17 protein-coding genes are annotated in these 16,859 nt (G+C 62.9%); 10 read left to right on the top strand and 7 right to left on the bottom strand.

The window, feature by feature from the left end:
* Positions 1-61 precede the first annotated feature (61 nt).
* The 6 genes from GQB03_RS05540 (at position 62) to GQB03_RS05515 (ending at position 6,628) form a co-directional block, all read left to right on the top strand.
* Positions 62-1,177 carry a branched-chain amino acid ABC transporter substrate-binding protein gene (locus GQB03_RS05540; protein WP_159685787.1) on the top strand — a complete coding sequence of 372 codons (1,116 nt, stop codon included), beginning with the start codon at positions 62-64 and terminating at the stop codon, positions 1,175-1,177.
* Positions 1,178-1,769: 592 nt separating this feature from the next.
* Positions 1,770-2,885 carry a branched-chain amino acid ABC transporter substrate-binding protein gene (locus tag GQB03_RS05535; RefSeq protein WP_159685784.1) on the top strand — a complete coding sequence of 372 codons (1,116 nt, stop codon included), beginning with the start codon at positions 1,770-1,772 and terminating at the stop codon, positions 2,883-2,885.
* Positions 2,886-3,089: 204 nt separating this feature from the next.
* Positions 3,090-4,022, top strand: a complete 933-nt coding sequence (locus tag GQB03_RS05530; protein WP_159685781.1) for a branched-chain amino acid ABC transporter permease — start codon at positions 3,090-3,092, stop codon at positions 4,020-4,022.
* A 14-nt stretch (positions 4,023-4,036) separates the two neighbouring features.
* Positions 4,037-5,131, top strand: coding sequence for an ABC transporter permease subunit (locus GQB03_RS05525; protein ID WP_159685778.1), 1,095 nt, complete (start codon positions 4,037-4,039; stop codon positions 5,129-5,131).
* Positions 5,128-5,898 (top strand): ABC transporter ATP-binding protein, encoded by a 771-nt coding sequence (locus tag GQB03_RS05520; protein ID WP_159685775.1) that lies wholly within the window; start codon positions 5,128-5,130, stop codon positions 5,896-5,898. Before GQB03_RS05525 ends, GQB03_RS05520 begins: the two co-directional genes overlap by 4 nt.
* Positions 5,891-6,628: an ABC transporter ATP-binding protein gene (locus GQB03_RS05515; RefSeq protein WP_159685772.1), complete on the top strand. Its 738-nt coding sequence runs from the start codon at positions 5,891-5,893 to the stop codon at positions 6,626-6,628. Before GQB03_RS05520 ends, GQB03_RS05515 begins: the two co-directional genes overlap by 8 nt.
* Positions 6,629-6,673: 45 nt before the next feature.
* On the opposite strand, the gene GQB03_RS05510 is transcribed toward GQB03_RS05515, so the two are convergent.
* Positions 6,674-7,132 (bottom strand): Lrp/AsnC family transcriptional regulator, encoded by a 459-nt coding sequence (locus GQB03_RS05510; protein WP_159685769.1) that lies wholly within the window; start codon positions 7,130-7,132, stop codon positions 6,674-6,676.
* 122 nt (positions 7,133-7,254) lie between these two features.
* Here GQB03_RS05510 and GQB03_RS05505 point away from each other — a divergent pair, with 122 nt between their 5' ends.
* Entirely contained in the window at positions 7,255-7,647 is a 393-nt protein-coding gene (locus tag GQB03_RS05505; RefSeq protein WP_159685766.1) for a rhodanese-like domain-containing protein, read from the top strand.
* A 12-nt stretch (positions 7,648-7,659) separates the two neighbouring features.
* Here the strand turns inward: GQB03_RS05505 and GQB03_RS05500 are convergent, their stop codons facing one another.
* From GQB03_RS05500 to GQB03_RS05485, 4 genes are all read right to left on the bottom strand, one after another.
* Positions 7,660-8,859, bottom strand: coding sequence for a multidrug effflux MFS transporter (locus GQB03_RS05500; RefSeq protein WP_407644532.1), 1,200 nt, complete (start codon positions 8,857-8,859; stop codon positions 7,660-7,662).
* 114 nt (positions 8,860-8,973) lie between these two features.
* Positions 8,974-10,461 carry a YifB family Mg chelatase-like AAA ATPase gene (locus GQB03_RS05495; protein WP_159685760.1) on the bottom strand — a complete coding sequence of 496 codons (1,488 nt, stop codon included), beginning with the start codon at positions 10,459-10,461 and terminating at the stop codon, positions 8,974-8,976.
* A 78-nt stretch (positions 10,462-10,539) separates the two neighbouring features.
* Positions 10,540-11,526 (bottom strand): tRNA dihydrouridine(20/20a) synthase DusA, encoded by a 987-nt coding sequence (dusA, locus tag GQB03_RS05490; RefSeq protein WP_159685757.1) that lies wholly within the window; start codon positions 11,524-11,526, stop codon positions 10,540-10,542.
* Between the two features lie 138 nt (positions 11,527-11,664).
* Positions 11,665-11,940: an accessory factor UbiK family protein gene (locus tag GQB03_RS05485; RefSeq protein ID WP_159685755.1), complete on the bottom strand. Its 276-nt coding sequence runs from the start codon at positions 11,938-11,940 to the stop codon at positions 11,665-11,667.
* A gap of 263 nt (positions 11,941-12,203) precedes the next feature.
* Between GQB03_RS05485 and GQB03_RS05480 the strand changes: the two genes are divergently transcribed.
* The 3 genes from GQB03_RS05480 to GQB03_RS05470 are packed head-to-tail and all read left to right on the top strand — an operon-like array spanning position 12,204 to position 14,727.
* On the top strand, positions 12,204-12,893 hold the full coding sequence (locus GQB03_RS05480; protein WP_159685752.1) for a TorF family putative porin: 690 nt from the start codon (positions 12,204-12,206) through the stop codon (positions 12,891-12,893).
* Positions 12,894-12,950: 57 nt separating this feature from the next.
* Positions 12,951-13,289, top strand: a complete 339-nt coding sequence (glnK, locus tag GQB03_RS05475; RefSeq protein WP_159685750.1) for a P-II family nitrogen regulator — start codon at positions 12,951-12,953, stop codon at positions 13,287-13,289.
* Positions 13,290-13,314: 25 nt separating this feature from the next.
* Positions 13,315-14,727 (top strand): ammonium transporter, encoded by a 1,413-nt coding sequence (locus GQB03_RS05470; protein WP_327516411.1) that lies wholly within the window; start codon positions 13,315-13,317, stop codon positions 14,725-14,727.
* A gap of 109 nt (positions 14,728-14,836) precedes the next feature.
* On the opposite strand, the gene GQB03_RS23615 is transcribed toward GQB03_RS05470, so the two are convergent.
* Positions 14,837-16,243, bottom strand: coding sequence for a 3-oxoacid CoA-transferase (locus tag GQB03_RS23615; protein ID WP_159685747.1), 1,407 nt, complete (start codon positions 16,241-16,243; stop codon positions 14,837-14,839).
* A gap of 79 nt (positions 16,244-16,322) precedes the next feature.
* On the bottom strand, positions 16,323-16,832 hold the full coding sequence (locus GQB03_RS05460) for an acetone carboxylase subunit gamma (protein ID WP_159685744.1): 510 nt from the start codon (positions 16,830-16,832) through the stop codon (positions 16,323-16,325).
* Positions 16,833-16,859 lie beyond the last annotated feature (27 nt).

Here is a 16,859-nt window from a genome sequence, read left to right as displayed (position 1 = left end):
GCGACGGCGCAGGGCAGCCGGCCGATTGTTGCATGCCGTTCGCACTAGCTGAGGAAAAATCATGAAAAAAACCGTTCTGACCCTTGCCGCCCTCGCGCTCTGCGCAAGCACGGCCAATGCAGACGTGACGATCAAGATCGGCCACGCAGGTCCGCTCACCGGGCCAATCGCCCACATCGGAAAGGATGGCGAGAACGGGGCCCGCCTGGCAATCGAGGATGCCAACGCGAAAGGCATCATGATCGGCGGACAGAAGGCGAAGTTCGAACTCGTCGGCGAGGATGATCAGGCCGATCCGCGCCAAGCCACCACGGCCGCCCAGCGGCTGGCCGACGAAGGCGTCGCGGGTGTCGTCGGGCATGTCACCTCCGGTGCATCGATTCCGGCCTCGCGCATCTACGACCGGGCCGGCATCCCGGTGATCACGCCGTCCTCGACCAACCCCAAACTGACCCAGCAGGGCTACAAGGTCACTTTCCGGGTGATCGCCAACGACCTGCAACAGGGGGCGGCGATGGCCAAGTACGTCACCGAGAACCTGAAGGCGACCAAGGTCGCGGTGATCGACGACCGCACCGCCTACGGTCAAGGTCTGGCCGATGCCTTCGTCGACAATCTCAAGCGGCTCGGCGTGCAGGTCGTCGGCCGCGAGTTCACCAGCGACAAGGCCACCGACTTCATGGCGATTCTCACCAAGATCAAGTCCAAGACCCCCGACGCGGTGTTCTACGGCGGCATGGACGCCCAGGCTGCACCGATGCTGCGCCAGCTCAAGCAACTGGGCTACACAGGCAAGTTCCTCGGCGGCGATGGCGTATGCACCAGCGGCATGCTGAGTCTTTCGAGCGCGGCGCTGTCGAGCGATGTGTATTGCACCCAGGCGGGCATTCCGATGGAGAAGATGCCGGGCGGCGCCCAGTTCAAGGCACGTTTCAAGGAACGCTTCAAGACTGACGTGCAGCTCTACGCGCCGTACAGCTACGACGCCGCGATGGCGCTGATCGAGGCGATGAAGAACGCGAATTCGGCAGACCCCGCCAAATACCTGCCCGCGCTCCAGAAACTCGATTACAAGGGCGTGACCGGACACATCGTGTTCGACAAGAACGGCGACGTCAAGGAAGCCGGCGTCACCCTCTACCAGTTCCAGAACGGTGCCTGGAAGCCACTCAACTGAGGAGGTCGCCTGTGTCGCGCACGACGGCAGTGCGTCCACTGCGCGAATGCACTGTCACGGGGCCCCGCAAGGGCCCCGTTTTTCGTGGCGGGGGTTGAATCCGGCCACAGGCGGAGTTCTTCGGACGAGGAATAGGGGTTATCCACAATCGGCACGGATTGTGCATTGCACCAGCCAACCCGAATACCGGAACCGCCTTCCACCCTTCTGAAATGCTTGGCCATGTCGACTTCAAACCCAACGATCAGAGCCCGAAAGCAGCCGACAGCCCGCCAAAGATGCCGCGTCGCACAATTCGACGCATCGCGCTAAATCCGCGATTCCGTGGACAAATCCACCGCCTTGGCACATATTTTTTGCAGAATGAGCACACTTTGTTCTTGCAGTCCTTCGTAACATTCGCCCACTCTGTCGGCGATACGCATGACGAAGGGACAAAGCGAGCCAGCCTCGGCCGCGCCCGACCGCGGGATGGTCGATACGCAGCACCCGTCGCCGGATCGCTTCGGTCCGGGTCGATGACAACACGGAAAACCCGTCCGACCGGCCGGGTTAATGCAGTCTTTCTCACGAGTACGCTGGAGGATCATTCATGAAAAAAACCCTCGTCGCCATCGCCATCATGGGCATGGGCATCGGCGCTGCAAGCGCTGCCGATATGGTCGTGAAGCTGGGCAGCGTCGCACCGCTGACCGGGTCGATCTCCCACCTCGGCAAGGACAACGAGAACGGTGCCCGCCTGGCAGTGGAAGATGCGAACGCAAAGGGCATCATGCTCGGCGGCAAGAAGGTCAAGTTCGAGCTCATGGGAGAGGATGACCAGGCCGATCCGCGTACCGGCACCACGGTTGCTCAACGCCTTGTTGACGCTGACGTGAAGGGTATCGTCGGCCACCTCAACTCCGGCACCACGATTCCGGCATCGCGCATCTACGACCAGGCCGGCATCCCGATGATTTCGCCGTCGGCGACCAACCCCAAGCTGACCCAGCAGGGTTACAAGGCGGTCTTCCGGACCATCGCAAACGACGTGCAGCAAGGCTCGGTGGTCGGCAACTTTGCCGCGAAGACCCTTGGCGGCAAGAAGATCGCGATCATCGATGATCGCACCGCCTATGGTCAGGGCCTCGCCGACGAAACCGAGAAAGCCGCCAAGGCAGCCGGCGCTCAGATCGTGGCCCGCGAGTTCACCACCGACAAGGCCACCGACTTCATGGCCATTCTGACCAAGATCAAGGCCGCCAACCCCGACGTGATCATGTTCGGCGGAATGGACGCGCAGGCCGGCCCGATGGTCAAGCAGATCAAGCAGCTCGGCATCAGCGCCAAGTACATCACCGGCGATGGCGGCTGCAGCCCGGAGATGATCAAGCTTGCCGGCGATTCGATCTCGGGCTCGGTGTATTGCACCATGGCCGGCATCCCGCTCGACAAGATGCCAGGCGGCAAAGACTTCCGCGACCGCTTCAAGAAGCGCTTCGGGGCCGACGTGCAGATCTACTCGCCCTACGCCTATGACGCAGCGATGGCGATCATCCACGCCATGGAAAAGGCCGGCTCGCCCGAACCGTCCAAGTATCTCCCCGCACTCAAGTCGGAAAGCTTCCCGGGCGTGACCGGCACGATCGCATTCGATGCCAAGGGCGACATCAAGGAAGGTGCGGTTACCGTCTATCAGTACAAGGACGGAAGCTGGGTGGCACTGTAAACCGGTTCCGGTCTTGCACATACCGACAGGACCCCGGCCTTGGGAAGGGCCGCGACTCACAGGGTCGCGGCCCTTCTCGCTTGATGGTCACGCACTCATGGCATTCGCATTTCACGGCAATTCCCGCGACAACCCACGAGGGCGAAGCGGGTCCATCGGTGCTGGACTGGCCGGTTCCTCACAACTTTCAAAAGAAGACTTCTGATGGATACCTTGCTCCAACAGCTTCTGAACGGTCTGGTCGTCGGCAGCGTCTATGCGCTGGTGGCGCTCGGGTACACGATGGTGTACGGCATCCTCGGGCTGATCAACTTCGCCCATGGCGAGGTGCTGATGGTCGGCGCCCTGACCGCGCTGACGGTGATCACCACCCTGATGGGCGTCTCGCCTGACATGCCCCCCCTCCTGCTGCTCGGCATCGGTCTGCTGGCAGCCATGGTGGTCTGCATGATCGTGGCCTTCCTCATGGAACGCCTCGCCTACCGGAAACTCAGGAATGCGCCGCGCCTCGCGCCGCTGATCACCGCGATCGGCGTCTCCTTCCTGCTGCAGACGCTGGCGATGATCGTCTGGGGACGGAACTACCACACCTTCCCCCAGCTGATCTCCACCACCCCGATGCAACCCATCGAGGGGGTCTATATCAACCCGATCCAGATCACCACGATCGTCGCTTCGGCCATCATCATGGTCGGCCTGGTGTTGCTGGTGACGCGCACCAAACTCGGCCGCGCAATGCGCGCGACCGCCGAGAACCACCGTGTGGCCAGCCTCATGGGGGTGGATGTGAACAAGATCATTTCCCTGACCTTCGTGCTCGGCGCCGCACTGGCGGCCGTGGCGGGCGTACTGTTCGCGAGCAACTACGGCATCGCCCACTACGCGATGGGTTTCATGCCTGGCCTCAAGGCCTTTACCGCGGCAGTGCTGGGCGGCATCGGCAACCTCGGCGGAGCGATGCTTGGCGGCATCGTACTCGGCCTCGTCGAAGCAGTCGGTGCGGGCTATATCGAACACCTGACCTTCGGCTTCCTGAATTCGTCCTACCAGGACATCTTCGCCTTCGTCATCCTCGGCATCGTGCTCATCTTCCGGCCTACCGGGCTGCTCGGTGAGCGGGTCTCGGATCGGGCCTGAGGGAGAGACAGACCATGGATCAACTTGCAGAAGCCGTTCCCTACCTGGGCAAGCGCAACCTCAAGGCCGCGCGCTGGGTGGTGATCATCATCGCCCTGGTGGCGCCGATCATTGCCATGATGTTCGGCCGCACCTGGGTGCGCATTCTCGACTTCGCGCTGCTCTACATGATGCTCGCGCTGGGCCTCAACCTCGTGGTCGGCTTTGCCGGGCTTCTCGATCTCGGCTACATCGCCTTCTACGCGGTGGGCGCGTACACCTGGGCCTTCCTCGCATCACCCCATTTCGGCGTGCACTGGCCCTTCTGGGCGATCCTGCCGCTCGGCGCCGGTTTCGCTGCCATGGCGGGGATCATTCTCGGCTTCCCGGTCCTGCGACTGCGCGGAGACTACCTCGCCATCGTCACGCTGGGCTTCGGCGAAATCGTGCGCATCTTCATGAACAACCTGAACTATCCGGTCAACATCACCAACGGCCCCCAGGGGATCAACGCTCTCGACTCGATGAATCTCTTCGGCTGGGACCTCGCGCGCAACCTCACCATCGGCGACGTCCAGATCCACTCGCTCTACCTCTACTACTACTTTTTCCTGCTCTGCGTAGCCGGCTCGATCATGTTCATCCAGCGTATGCAGATCTCCCGCATCGGCCGAGCCTGGGCGGCAATGCGTGACGACGAACTGGCGGCCAAGGCAATCGGCATCAACACCCGCAACCTCAAGTTGCTGGCCTTTTCGCTGGGCGCCACCTTCGGCGGCGTGGCGGGCGGACTGTTCGGCTCTTTCCAGGGCTTCGTATCCCCCGAGTCCTTCTCGCTGATGGAGTCGATTGCGGTGCTTACCATGGTGGTGTTCGGCGGCATGGGCAACATTGCCGGCGCGGTGGTCGGTGCGCTCGCGCTGACCGCACTTCCGGAAATCCTGCGCAATATCGCGGTCCCCCTGCAGGAAACCCTGTTCGGCCACGTCCTCCTCGATCCCGAGGTACTGCGCATGCTGCTGCTGTCGCTGGCGATGATCCTGATGATGCTGCTGCGTCCGGGCGGCCTCATACCGGCCCATGCGCGCTACTCGCGGCCCGAACTGCTGGGCAAGGGAGTGCGCACATGATCAAGCTCCTCGAGGCACGCAACGTCGGCAAGCGCTTCGGTGGCCTGACCGCCCTGTCGGAGGTGTCGCTGACCATCAACAAGGGCGAGGTATACGGCCTGATCGGCCCGAACGGCGCCGGCAAGACCACCTTCTTCAACGTGCTCACCGGCGCTTATATCCCCGACGATGGCGAATTCGTCTTCAACGGCATCGAGCTGCCGGTGGGCAAGCCTCACCTGGTCGTCGAAGCGGGCATCGCGCGCACCTTCCAGAACATCCGCCTGTTTTCGCAGATGAGCGCGCTCGAGAACGTCATGGCCGGCCATCACATCCGCACCAAGGCGAACATCTGGGGCATCCTCACCCAGAACAAGCACACCCGCGAGGAAGAACGGCTGACTACCGAGCGTGCCTACGAGCTGCTCAAGTATGTCGGCATCGAACGCTTTGCCGACACCATCTGCAAAAACCTCTCGTACGGCGACCAGCGCCGCCTCGAGATCGCCCGTGCGCTTGCGACCGAACCCCAGTTGCTGGCACTGGACGAGCCGGCGGCCGGCATGAACGCCACCGAAACCTCGCAACTCAAGGTGCTGATCGAGCAGATCCGCCGCGACGGCGTCACCGTATTGCTGATCGAGCATGACGTGAAGCTGGTGATGGGCCTGTGCGACCGCCTGTCGGTGCTCGATTTCGGCAAGAAGATCGCCGAGGACGTACCGGCCGTGGTGCAGAAGAACGAGGCGGTGATCAACGCCTACCTGGGGGGTGGCAAGCATGAGTAACTCCAATCCGGTGACACCCATCCTGCAGCTAAAGGATGTAAAGATCGCCTACGGCGGCATCCAGGCGGTCAAGGGCATCGACCTCGAGCTCTACAGGGGCGAACTGGTCTGCCTGATCGGTGCCAACGGCGCCGGCAAGACCACCACCCTCAATGCACTGGCCGGCACGCTCGGTCTCGCCGGCGGCGAGCTGATCTACGATGGCGAGGCCATATCGACGATGCCGGCCCATAAACGGCTGCGCAGAGGCATCGCACTGGTCCCCGAAGGTCGCGGCATCTTCACCCGCCTGACCGTCGAGGAGAACCTGCGGATGGGGGCCTACATCCGCAACGACTCAGCCGCGATCGAGGAGGACCTCGAGAAGGTCTATACCATGCTGCCACGCGTCAAGGAGCGACTGCAGCAGGTCGCCGGCACCCTTTCCGGCGGCGAGCAGCAGATGGTCGCGATCGGTCGGGCGTTGCTGTCCCGACCCCGGCTGCTGCTGCTCGACGAACCGTCGATGGGACTCGCACCACTGGTCGTGGAGAAGATCTTCGAGGTCGTACAGACCGTCAAGGACGAAGGCGTCACCATCCTGCTGGTCGAGCAGAACGCCAATCTGGCGCTCGAATTCGCGCAGCGCGGCTACGTCATGGACTCCGGCAAGATCAGCATCACCGGCAGTGGCGAGGAACTGCTCGCCAATCCGGCAGTGCGCGCCGCCTATCTCGGCGAGGCGGCCTGAAGCCGGCGCGGGGCGGCGACCGGCGGTGTGCGGTCTCCGCCGATTTCAGATCGGCAGCGCGGTATCGTTCTTGATTTCCCGCAGGGTCACGCCAGTCCTCACCACATCGATCTCGGGGAGCTTGAGCAGGAAGCCATGCATGAAGGCGGCGTAGGACTCCATGTCCGGCAGGTACACCTTCATCAGGAAATCATGTTCGCCAGTCAGCTCGTAGCACTCGACCACCTCTGATCGCTCGTGCACCAGCGTCTCGAACTGCCCGATGATCTGCGCGCTGTGCTTCTTGAGCCGCACCTGGCACCACAGGCAGGCGTCGAGCCCGAGCTTGCGTCGGTCCAGCACCGCGACGTAGCGCTGGATCAGGCCGGCCTCTTCGAGTTCGCGGACCCTGCGCCAGCACGGAGAAACGGACAGGCCGACGCGATCGGCGAGATCCTGGTTGCTGATGCGCGAGTTTTTCTGGAGTTCAGCGAGTATCTGCCGCTGGATTCGATCGAGCTTCATGGGAATCCTGGTCGAAGAGGATCGCAATAGTATTTCCCCAAACCACGCTTCCGGGCAAAAATTCGCACCACTGCCATTACTGTCTCGAACGGCAGAGCCCGACCGAAAGGAGAAGAACACGCATGCAACACCTGAATCCCGTCGAAGCCAGCCAGTTCCTGCATGACAATCCGAGCGCGCTCTTCATCGACTGTCGCAGCGAGATGGAATTTCTCTTTGTCGGCCACCCGGTAGGGGCCATCCATGTCTCGTGGCACGATGGCCCGGACTGGGAAATCAATCCGCACTTCGTCGGCGAGGTGCGCAAGCTTGCCGGCCATTCGGGTGACCGCCCGGTGGTCCTGATCTGCCGCAGTGGGAACCGTTCCGAAGAGGCTGCGAAAACGCTCGAGGCCGCAGGTTTCAGCCGGGTTTACAACATTCGCCACGGCTTCGAGGGCGAACTCGACGACAGCCACCATCGCAATTCGATCAACGGCTGGCGTCACGAGGGCCTGCCTTGGGAGCAATGCTGAGCGCAGCGCCCCTCAGCCGCCGGACGCCTGCACCCCGCCGGTCCGCCGCCACGCCACGAACGCCCCGAAGCCCAGCAGCAGATAGGCGCTCATGCCGAGCGCGAGGCCGAGCGTGCTGGCCCACAGCAGTGGTGCCGTGATTGCGGCGGTAAAGGCGTTGAACGCCATCTGCGTGAAGCTCTGGCAACTCGAGGCTAGCCCCCTGCGTGCCGGAAAGAGATCCAGCGCAAGGATGGTCAGACTCGGCATCGCCAGCGCCATACCGAAGTTGTAGATCATGATCGGCAGCACCGACCAGGGCAGCGCCGGCGGCAAGGCCATGTTCAGCGCCACATTGAACGTTGCCGCGGCCCCCATCACCACGAAACCAGTGGCGATCGCACGGGGCTGGCTCCAGCGGCCGGCAACCCGCCCGGAAAGCATCGAACCCGCCATCATGCCGATCACGCCGGGCACGAACAACCAGCCGAACGCCTGTGGGGAGCGACCGAGGTGCTCGATGAGGAAAGCCGGCGCCGACAGAACGTAGATGAAGAAGCCGTTGAAATTGCAGGCGACCGCGATCACCAGCAGGAAGAAGGGCAGGCGCAGGAAGACCGTCATGTAAGCCTTGCCGAGCTTGACCGGGTGAAGGCTCTGGCGACGCTCCTGTGGCAAGGTCTCGGGAAGCATCTTCCACGACACCCATCCGAGCAACAGTCCGAACAGCGCCAGAAACGCGAAGATGGACCGCCAGCCACCAAAGGCGAGTATCGCCCCGCCGACCAGTGGCGCCACTGCAGGCGCGAGCGCGAACATCATCGTCACCTGCGACATCAGCCGCTGAGCCTCGGCACCGTCGAGCAGATCTCGAATCACCGCCCGGCCCACCACCATCCCGGCACCGGCAGTCATGCCCTGCAATGCACGCGCGATCCACAGCCATTCGATCGATGGCGCGAGCATGCACGTCACCGAAGCCACGCTGTAGAGCAGCATCGCCACCACCAGCACGCGCCGGCGGCCGAGCGCATCCGACAGGGCACCATGCCACAACGCCATGAAGGCAAATGGCAGCATGTAGGCGGCGAGGGTCTGCTGGACCTGGACCTGGGTCGCACCGAGATCGTCAGCAATCGCGTGGAAGGCCGGCAGGTAGGTGTCAATCGAAAACGGACCTATGGTTGCCAGCGCAGCAAGGATCAGTGCCAGAAGCGAATGGGGCAGAGGCAAGACGGGGCTCGCGGAAGAGTAGTTCTCCATGGTAACCCGCGGCCACCTCGCTTGCCGACCGCATATTGCCGCGCCCGGGCGTAATGATCGCGCAGAAGCGCGCAGCCCTGCAGCTCAGATTCCGCGCCGGTACTGGATCGCCTCGGCCACATGCTCGGCTTCGAGCCGAGCCTCACCGGCGAGATCGGCGATCGTACGCGCCACACGAAGGATGCGATGGCAGGCACGGGCCGACAGTCCAAGCCGGGTGACCGCCGATTGCATGAGGCGGCTTGCGGCCACGCTGGCGGGGCAATGCCGTTCGAGACTTCCGGCCGCGAGGCGACTGTTGGCCGAACCCTGGCGCGCGAGCTGGCGTTGCCAGGCCTCCTCCACCCGCGCCCTGACCTGCTCCGAAGACTCACCCGGCGCGGCGCTGAACAGCTCGCCGTCTGCCAGGGCCGGCACCTCGATGACCAGATCGATACGATCGAGCAGGGGGCCGGAGAGCTTGCCACGGTAGCGGCTGACCTGTTCCGGCGTGCAGCGGCAGCGTCCGCGCGGGTCGCCGAGAAATCCGCACGGGCAAGGATTCATTGCCGCCACGAGCTGGAAGCGCGCCGGGAAGGTCGCCCGTCGAGCCGCCCGCGAAATCGTGACCTCGCCGGTCTCGAGCGGCTCGCGCAGCGCTTCGAGAACACGCCGGTCGAATTCGGGGAGTTCGTCGAGGAAGAGCACGCCTTCATGCGAACGGGATATCTCTCCAGGCCGGGGAATCGTGCCGCCACCAATCAGTGCGGCGGACGAAGAGGAGTGATGCGGACTCAAGAAAGGTCGCACGCCAAGCATCGCCGGATCGAACTGGCCATCCAGGGAGAGAATCGCGGCGCTCTGTAACGCACCGGTCTCGTCCATGGCGGGCAAGAGACCGGGAAGCCTCGCCGCCAGCATCGACTTGCCACTGCCCGGCGGGCCGAACATCAGGATCGAATGCAGGCCCGCAGCGGCGATCTCGAGCGCACGGCGCGCCTGCGCCTGCCCCTTTACGTCGGCGAGATCGGGATAGGGCCTGGCTCGCTGCACCGCTTCGCCCGCATAGGGGGTGATTTCGGTCACCCCGTTGAGGTGAGCACACACCTCCAGCAAGGTCGATGCGCAAAGGATGCGCAGCCCCGGCACGAGTGCGGCCTCCGCGGCATTCTCCGCCGGAACGATGAGCGTGCGCGCCTCACGCACCGCCTGGCATGCCATCGCCAGCACACCGCGCACCGGGCGCAACTGCCCGGACAGAGACAGTTCGCCGACAAACTCGTATTCGTCCAGGCGCTTGCCTTCAAGCTGTCCCGACGCGACCAGAATGCCGACCGCAATCGGCAGGTCGAATCGACCGCCTTCCTTGGGCAGATCGGCCGGTGCGAGATTGACCGTGATGCGCCGTTGTGGAAATTCGAAGCAGGCGGTCTGCAGGGCGGCGCGGACCCGATCGCGTGCTTCGCGCACTTCGGTATCGGCCAGCCCCACCAGGCTGAATGCCGGCAGGCCATTGGCCAGATGCGCTTCCACGATCACCACCGGGGCATTCATGCCATCCAGCGCACGGCTGCGGACTTGAGCAAGGGACATCGGGTCGGTAGGCGATCGGCAAAAGGCCGATTCTATCTTTCATGAACCTGTCATGCATATCCCAAAGGCATGAATGGATCAGGCGGCAGAGCGTATCGCCTTTTCGACTTCGTCCACCGCGCGCAGCAGCAGGGCCGGATCGTTGCTTTTGAGCAGAGCATGATCGGACAACATCCGGCGCCAGCTTCGCGCACCCGGCAGCCCCTGGTAGAGGCCGAGCAAATGGCGCGCGATGTGCTTGAGCGGCACGCCTGCGGCGACCTCGGCCTCGACAAAGGGCATCAGCTGCTCAATCACGTCGGCCCGTTCCGGTAACGGATGATCGTCGCCAAAGACCCGCCGGTCCGCCTCGGCCAGGATCCACGGGTTGTGGTACGCCTCGCGGCCGATCATGACCCCGTCGACCTGTCCGAGCTGGCCCTCGATGTCGACCCATCTGCTGAAACCGCCATTGATGACGATCTCGAGTTCGGCGAACTCCTGCTTCAGGCGGTGTACGTAGGGATACTTGAGGGGCGGTATCTCGCGATTCTCCTTGGGCGAAAGCCCCTTGAGAATCGCATTTCGGGCGTGGACGATGAAGACCCTGCATTCCGCCCGCCTTGCCACGGTTGCCACGAAGTCGCGCAGGTAATCGTAACCCTCGATCTGGTCGATCCCGATACGGTGCTTCACGGTGACCGGAATGGACACCGCATCCTGCATCGCCTTCAGGCAATCCGCGACGAGATCCGGCTCCGCCATCAGGCAGGCGCCGAAGGCCCCCGACTGGACGCGCTCGGATGGACAACCGACGTTCAGGTTGACCTCGTCGTAACCCCATTGCTCGGCCATCCTCGCACAACGGGCGAGATCGACCGGCTCACTACCGCCGAGTTGCAAGGCAAGTGGGTTTTCGATCGGATCGAAACGCAGAAAGCGCTGACGATCGCCGTGGATCAGCGCGCCCGTGGTCACCATCTCGGTATAGAGCCAAGTATGACGACTGATCAGGCGGGCGAAATGCCGATAGAAACGGTCGGTCCAGTCCAGCATCGGAGCGACCGAAAGTCTGCGCTTGTGCATCGCGAATCAGGATCCTGGATGAGGCATGGATTCAGCCGGAGATCGGAAATACCCTGGCAAGGCATTCGCCGCGCGCCGTTCCGGAGGAAGGAAGAAGTCGTCTGCCCCTCGCATCCGGGAGCGGCGTAGCGCTACCGATCAGTCGACTTCGAGCCCGTCGGCACCCGCACTACGCAGTTTGGCCAGTTCCGCCTCAAGACCGGCAACCCGCTGCTCCAGCGCCTCGAGCTTTTCACGCGTACGCAGCAACAGATCCCGCTGTATCTCGAAATCCTCGGTCGTCACCAGATCGAGCTTGTTGAAACCGCTCGACAGCACGGCCTTCACGTTGCGCTCGAGATCCTTGGCCGGGCTGTTCGCCACGAGTTCGGACAGTTTGTTGCCGATTTCATCGAACAGACGCGGGCCGACCATGGATGCACTCCGGAAGAACTTTTGATGGGCCGGATTCTAGCACGCGGCCATGACGCGACACCGTCAGGGAAAGCGCAGCCTGCACTCGATCGGTGCATGCACCACTTTGGTGCACAAGCCTCCGAAATCGCAATCTGTCGGTGCATGGTGCAATGCACCATTTGCCATCCTTTATGCAACACACTGTTTTTTTGAAACTTTCCCAACTGGCACGATTTCCGCTTAGGAGGAGCCACAGCAACTCACTCATCCAGGAGAAAAACATGCGGAAATCCCTGATCACCCTCTCTGTACTGGCAGCCCTGCCGTTTGTCGGTGCCGCGCCCGCAATGGCCGAAGACAGCCCCCACAGCGTCAGCGCCAACGTCGGCTTCGTTTCCGACTACGTTTATCGCGGCTACAGCCAGACCAACGAGAACATGGCCGTCCAGGGCGGCTTCGACTACTCGCACGCCAGCGGCCTGTACGCCGGCGTCTGGGGCTCGAGCATCGACTGGCTCGACAAGGGCGGCACCGAAGTCGACGTCTACGGTGGCTACAAGGCCGCGATGGGCGACTTCGGCTACGACGTCGGCGTGCTGCAATACGTGTATCCGGGCGGCAAGATCGGCGGCAAGACCCCCGACACCACCGAACTCTACCTGGGTGCCAGCTGGAAATTCCTGAGCTTCAAGTTCTCGCACGCCTTCACCGACCTGTTCGGCATTCCCGATTCCGACGGCAGCCAGTACTACGACCTGTCGGCCTCCTACCCGGTCGGCGCATTCACCCTGGGCGCCCACGTGGGCCGCCAGAAGGTTGAGAACGGCACCTCCTACAACGACTGGAAGCTTGGCGTATCGACCGAGTATGCAGGGTTCGGCTTCGGACTCGCCTACATCGATACCGACCTCAACGGTAGCGATGACAACGCCGACCAGCGCGTCGTCTTCTCGGTCACGAAGTCCTTCTAATCAGCACAGTGCAGTGGAGCCCCTCCGGGGCTCCGTGTCCCGGAGAGGAATACCACCATGAAATTCGTAGTTGCAGTCATCAAGCCCTTCAAGCTTGACGAAGTGCGCGAAGCGCTCTCGGAGATCGGCGTACAGGGCATCACCGTGACCGAAGTGAAAGGCTTCGGTCGCCAGAAGGGCCACACCGAACTCTACCGCGGCGCCGAATATGTCGTCGATTTCCTGCCCAAGGTGAAGATCGAGGCCGCCGTTCGCGAGGATCAGCTCGAGCAGGCGGTGGAAGCGATCGAGAAATCGGCCCGCACCGGGAAGATCGGTGACGGCAAGATCTTTGTATTCGACCTCCAGCAAGTCGTGCGTATCCGCACTGGCGAAAACGACGAAGACGCGCTGTGAGCAAAGGACGAAAGGGGATAAGGAAATGAAGAAACTGTTTGCAATCTTGCTGACTGCCTGTGCGGTCAGCCTGTCGGGAGGCAGTTGGGCGGACGAAACTCCGCCTGCGAGCGAACCCGCCGTCGTAACCGAAGCGGTCGCCGTGGAAGTGGCGACGCCCGCTGCCGCGGCGCCTGCCGCCGAAGCGCCTGCCGCTGCACCGGCTGTCGAGGTGAACAAGGGCGACGTCTCCTGGATGATGGTCTCGACCCTGCTCGTGCTGTTCATGGCCCTGCCCGGCCTGGCACTGTTCTACGGTGGCCTGGTGCGCTCGAAGAACATGCTGTCGGTGCTGATGCAGGTGATGGTGGTGTTCTCGCTGATCTCGGTGCTGTGGGCGGTCTATGGCTACAGCCTCGCATTCGGCGGCGAAGGCACGATCATCGGCGGGCTCGACAAGCTCTTCCTCAAGGGCGTGACGATCGACTCGCTGGCAGACACGTTCACCGATACGGTCAAGCTGCCCGAGTACATCTTCATCGCCTTCCAGTGCACCTTCGCTGGCATCACCTGCGCGCTGATCGTCGGTTCCTTCGCGGAACGCATCAAGTTCAGCGCGGTGCTGCTGTTCTCGGTCATCTGGTTCACCTTCTGCTACATCCCGATTGCCCACATGGTGTGGGGCGCAGGCGGCTACCTGCTCGACAAGGGTGCACTCGACTTCGCTGGCGGTACCGTGGTGCATATCAACGCCGGTGTGGCGGGCCTGGTGGGTGCGATCGTGCTCGGCAAGCGTATCGGCTACGGCAAGGAATCGATGGCACCGCACTCGCTGACGCTGACCATGGTCGGAGCCTCGATGCTGTGGGTGGGCTGGTTCGGCTTCAACGCCGGTTCCAACCTCGAATCGACCGCTGGCGCAACCCTGGCCTTCATCAACACCCTGTTCGCAACGGCTGCCGCGGTGCTGTCGTGGTGTGCGGCTGAATCGGTGATCAAGGGCAAGGCCTCGATGCTCGGCGCCGCTTCCGGTGCAGTTGCCGGCCTGGTGGCGATCACCCCGGCCTGCGGCAGCGTCGGCCCGATGGGCGCCATCGTGCTCGGACTGATCTCCGGCGTGGTGTGTCTGTGGGGTGTGACCGGCCTCAAGCACATGCTCGGCGTGGATGACTCGCTCGACGTGTTCGGCGTGCATGGCCTTGGCGGTATCCTCGGTGCGATCCTCACCGGTGTGTTCACCTCCCCCTCCCTGGGCGGCACCGGCGGTGAGGACTTCTCGATCGCCAGCCAGATCGTCATCCAGGCCGAAGGCGTGGTGATCACCATCGTGTGGTCTGCGGTGGTGGCCTTCATCGCCTACAAGATCACCGATATGATCATCGGGCTGCGCGTGCCGGAAGAAGAGGAACGCGAGGGTCTCGACATCACCTCCCACGGCGAAGCGGCTTACGTACGCTGAACCCTCCGGGAAAGTCGGAAAGCAAACGGGGCACCTTCGGGTGCCCCGTTTTTCATTCGGGCCGGTGATCGCGGCCGGTTCCCTCCACGCTCCCCCGCCGCCGAAACCCCTAACAGGTCTCCCGATCCTCGTCGGCAAGCCAGTCCGGCGAAAGCCGCCAGGCCATCGTGCCAGGCACCGTAAACGGGCAGCCCGTCTTCGCCCTCACTTCGTCGAGCGTGACCCCCGGGTGCAGTTCGATCAGAGACAGACCACCCCCGTCCTGGACATCGAAAACGCAGAGGTCGGTGATGATCATGTCCACCACACCCTTTCCGGTGAGCGGAAGATTGCAGTGGCGAAGGATCTTTGGCGAACCGTCCCTGGCAGTGTGTTCCATCAGAACGATGACGCGCCCGACGCCCGATACCAGGTCCATGGCGCCACCGGGCCCCTTGACCATCTTGCCCGGCACCATCCAGTTGGCCAGGTCGCCCCGTTCCGAGACCTCCAGCCCGCCAAGGATGGACAGATCCACGTGGCCACCCCGGATCATCGCGAACGAATCCGCGCTCGAGAAGAAGCTGCTGCCTGGAATGCTGGTAATAGTCTGCTTGCCGGCGTTGATCAGGTCGGCATCGACCTGATCGTCCGGCGGAAAGGGGCCGATGCCGAGCAGGCCGTTTTCCGACTGCAGGATGACCTGGATGGTGTCCGGTATGTGGTTGGCGACAAGGGTCGGGATGCCGATGCCGAGATTCACGTAGTAACCGTTGCGCAACTCCTGCGCCGCCCTGCGCGCCATGCGTTCGCGGACGGGGTCATGCTTGCCGGGCGCCGCGGCGCCAGCGGTGGTCCGGAACTCGATGCGCTTCTGGTAATCCGCCCCCTGGATGATGCGGTCGACGTAGATGCCCGGCACATGGATCTGGTCGGGATCCAGCTCGCCGACGTCCACCAGTTCTTCGACTTCCGCAACCGTGACGCGTCCGCAGGTGGCGATCATCGGATTGAAATTGCGTGCAGTCTTGCGAAACACCAGGTTGCCGGCGCGATCCCCCCGCCAGGCCTTGACGATCGACAGGTCAGCGCGGATGGCAGGCTCGAGAACGTAATTCAGGCCCTCGAATTCGCGCGTCTCCTTGTCCTTGGCCAGCAGGGTCCCATAAGCGGTTCGCGTATAGAACCCCGGAATGCCGGCGCCTCCGGCACGCAGGCGTTCTGCCAGCGTACCCTGCGGTACCAGCTCAAGCTCCAGTTCGCCGGCCAGCACCTGACGCTCGAACTCCTTGTTTTCGCCAACGTAGGAGGCGACCACCTTCTTCACCTGGCGCGTCTTGAGCAGCGGTCCCATGCCGAAGTCGTCGACCCCCGCATTGTTGCCGACGATGGTCAGTTCGCGCGTGCCGGCGTCCAGCAACGCGCCGATCAGGTTTTCCGGAATGCCGCAAAGGCCGAAGCCTCCGGCGGCGACAGTCATGCCGTCGAAGAGCAGGCCGTCGAGCGCGGCTTTGCTATTGGCATATTTCTTGTTCATGTCTCGCAGTCCCCGAATCGATTTGATGAGGTATAAAAAAAGGGGCGCGGAGAATTCCGCGCCCCGCTCACGTCAGTGCTCAGTCAGCCCGTTCGGGGACCGGCAGATTCACCCATTCCTTGTAGAAGGCTTCGATGTCGGGCTCGAAGTCGTGGATCACCGGATACCACGGGGTGGGTGCCTCGACGTCGTGCATCGCACCGCAGGTCGGGCAGTAGTACTCGCGGTAGACCTGCCACTGGGTATCGGGCGCCATCAACTTCGGATAGACCTCGGTCATCGCCTCTTCGGTGTCGCGCACATAAATTGCCGCGTGCAGCTTCCAGTTCTCGCGGTAATCGCAGAACTCGTGGCCACAATCGCACTTGATGACCCACTGCTTGGTCTTCGCCGATTGCACGATGTGCATGTGCGGTCCGAGCGGCAGAACGATGCGGTCCTTGAAGCTCACCTTTTTCTGCAGGGCGTCGATGTACTGCTGGAAACGGCTGTTGTCCTTGGGCATCGACAGCATGCGAAAAGTCGTTTCCCAGTCCAGCGAGCCATCCACCAGGTGAGCGACCTGCTCGTTCGTGTATGTAGAAGACATTTCTTGCTCCTTGATTCAGGTAGTCGT

Origin of the sequence: Cognatazoarcus halotolerans (assembly GCF_009800965.1) — a bacterium.
In the GTDB taxonomy this organism is placed as follows: domain Bacteria; phylum Pseudomonadota; class Gammaproteobacteria; order Burkholderiales; family Rhodocyclaceae; genus Cognatazoarcus; species Cognatazoarcus halotolerans.
Note: the sequence above shows the minus strand (reverse complement) of the source record. Positions and strands in the feature narration are given on the sequence as shown.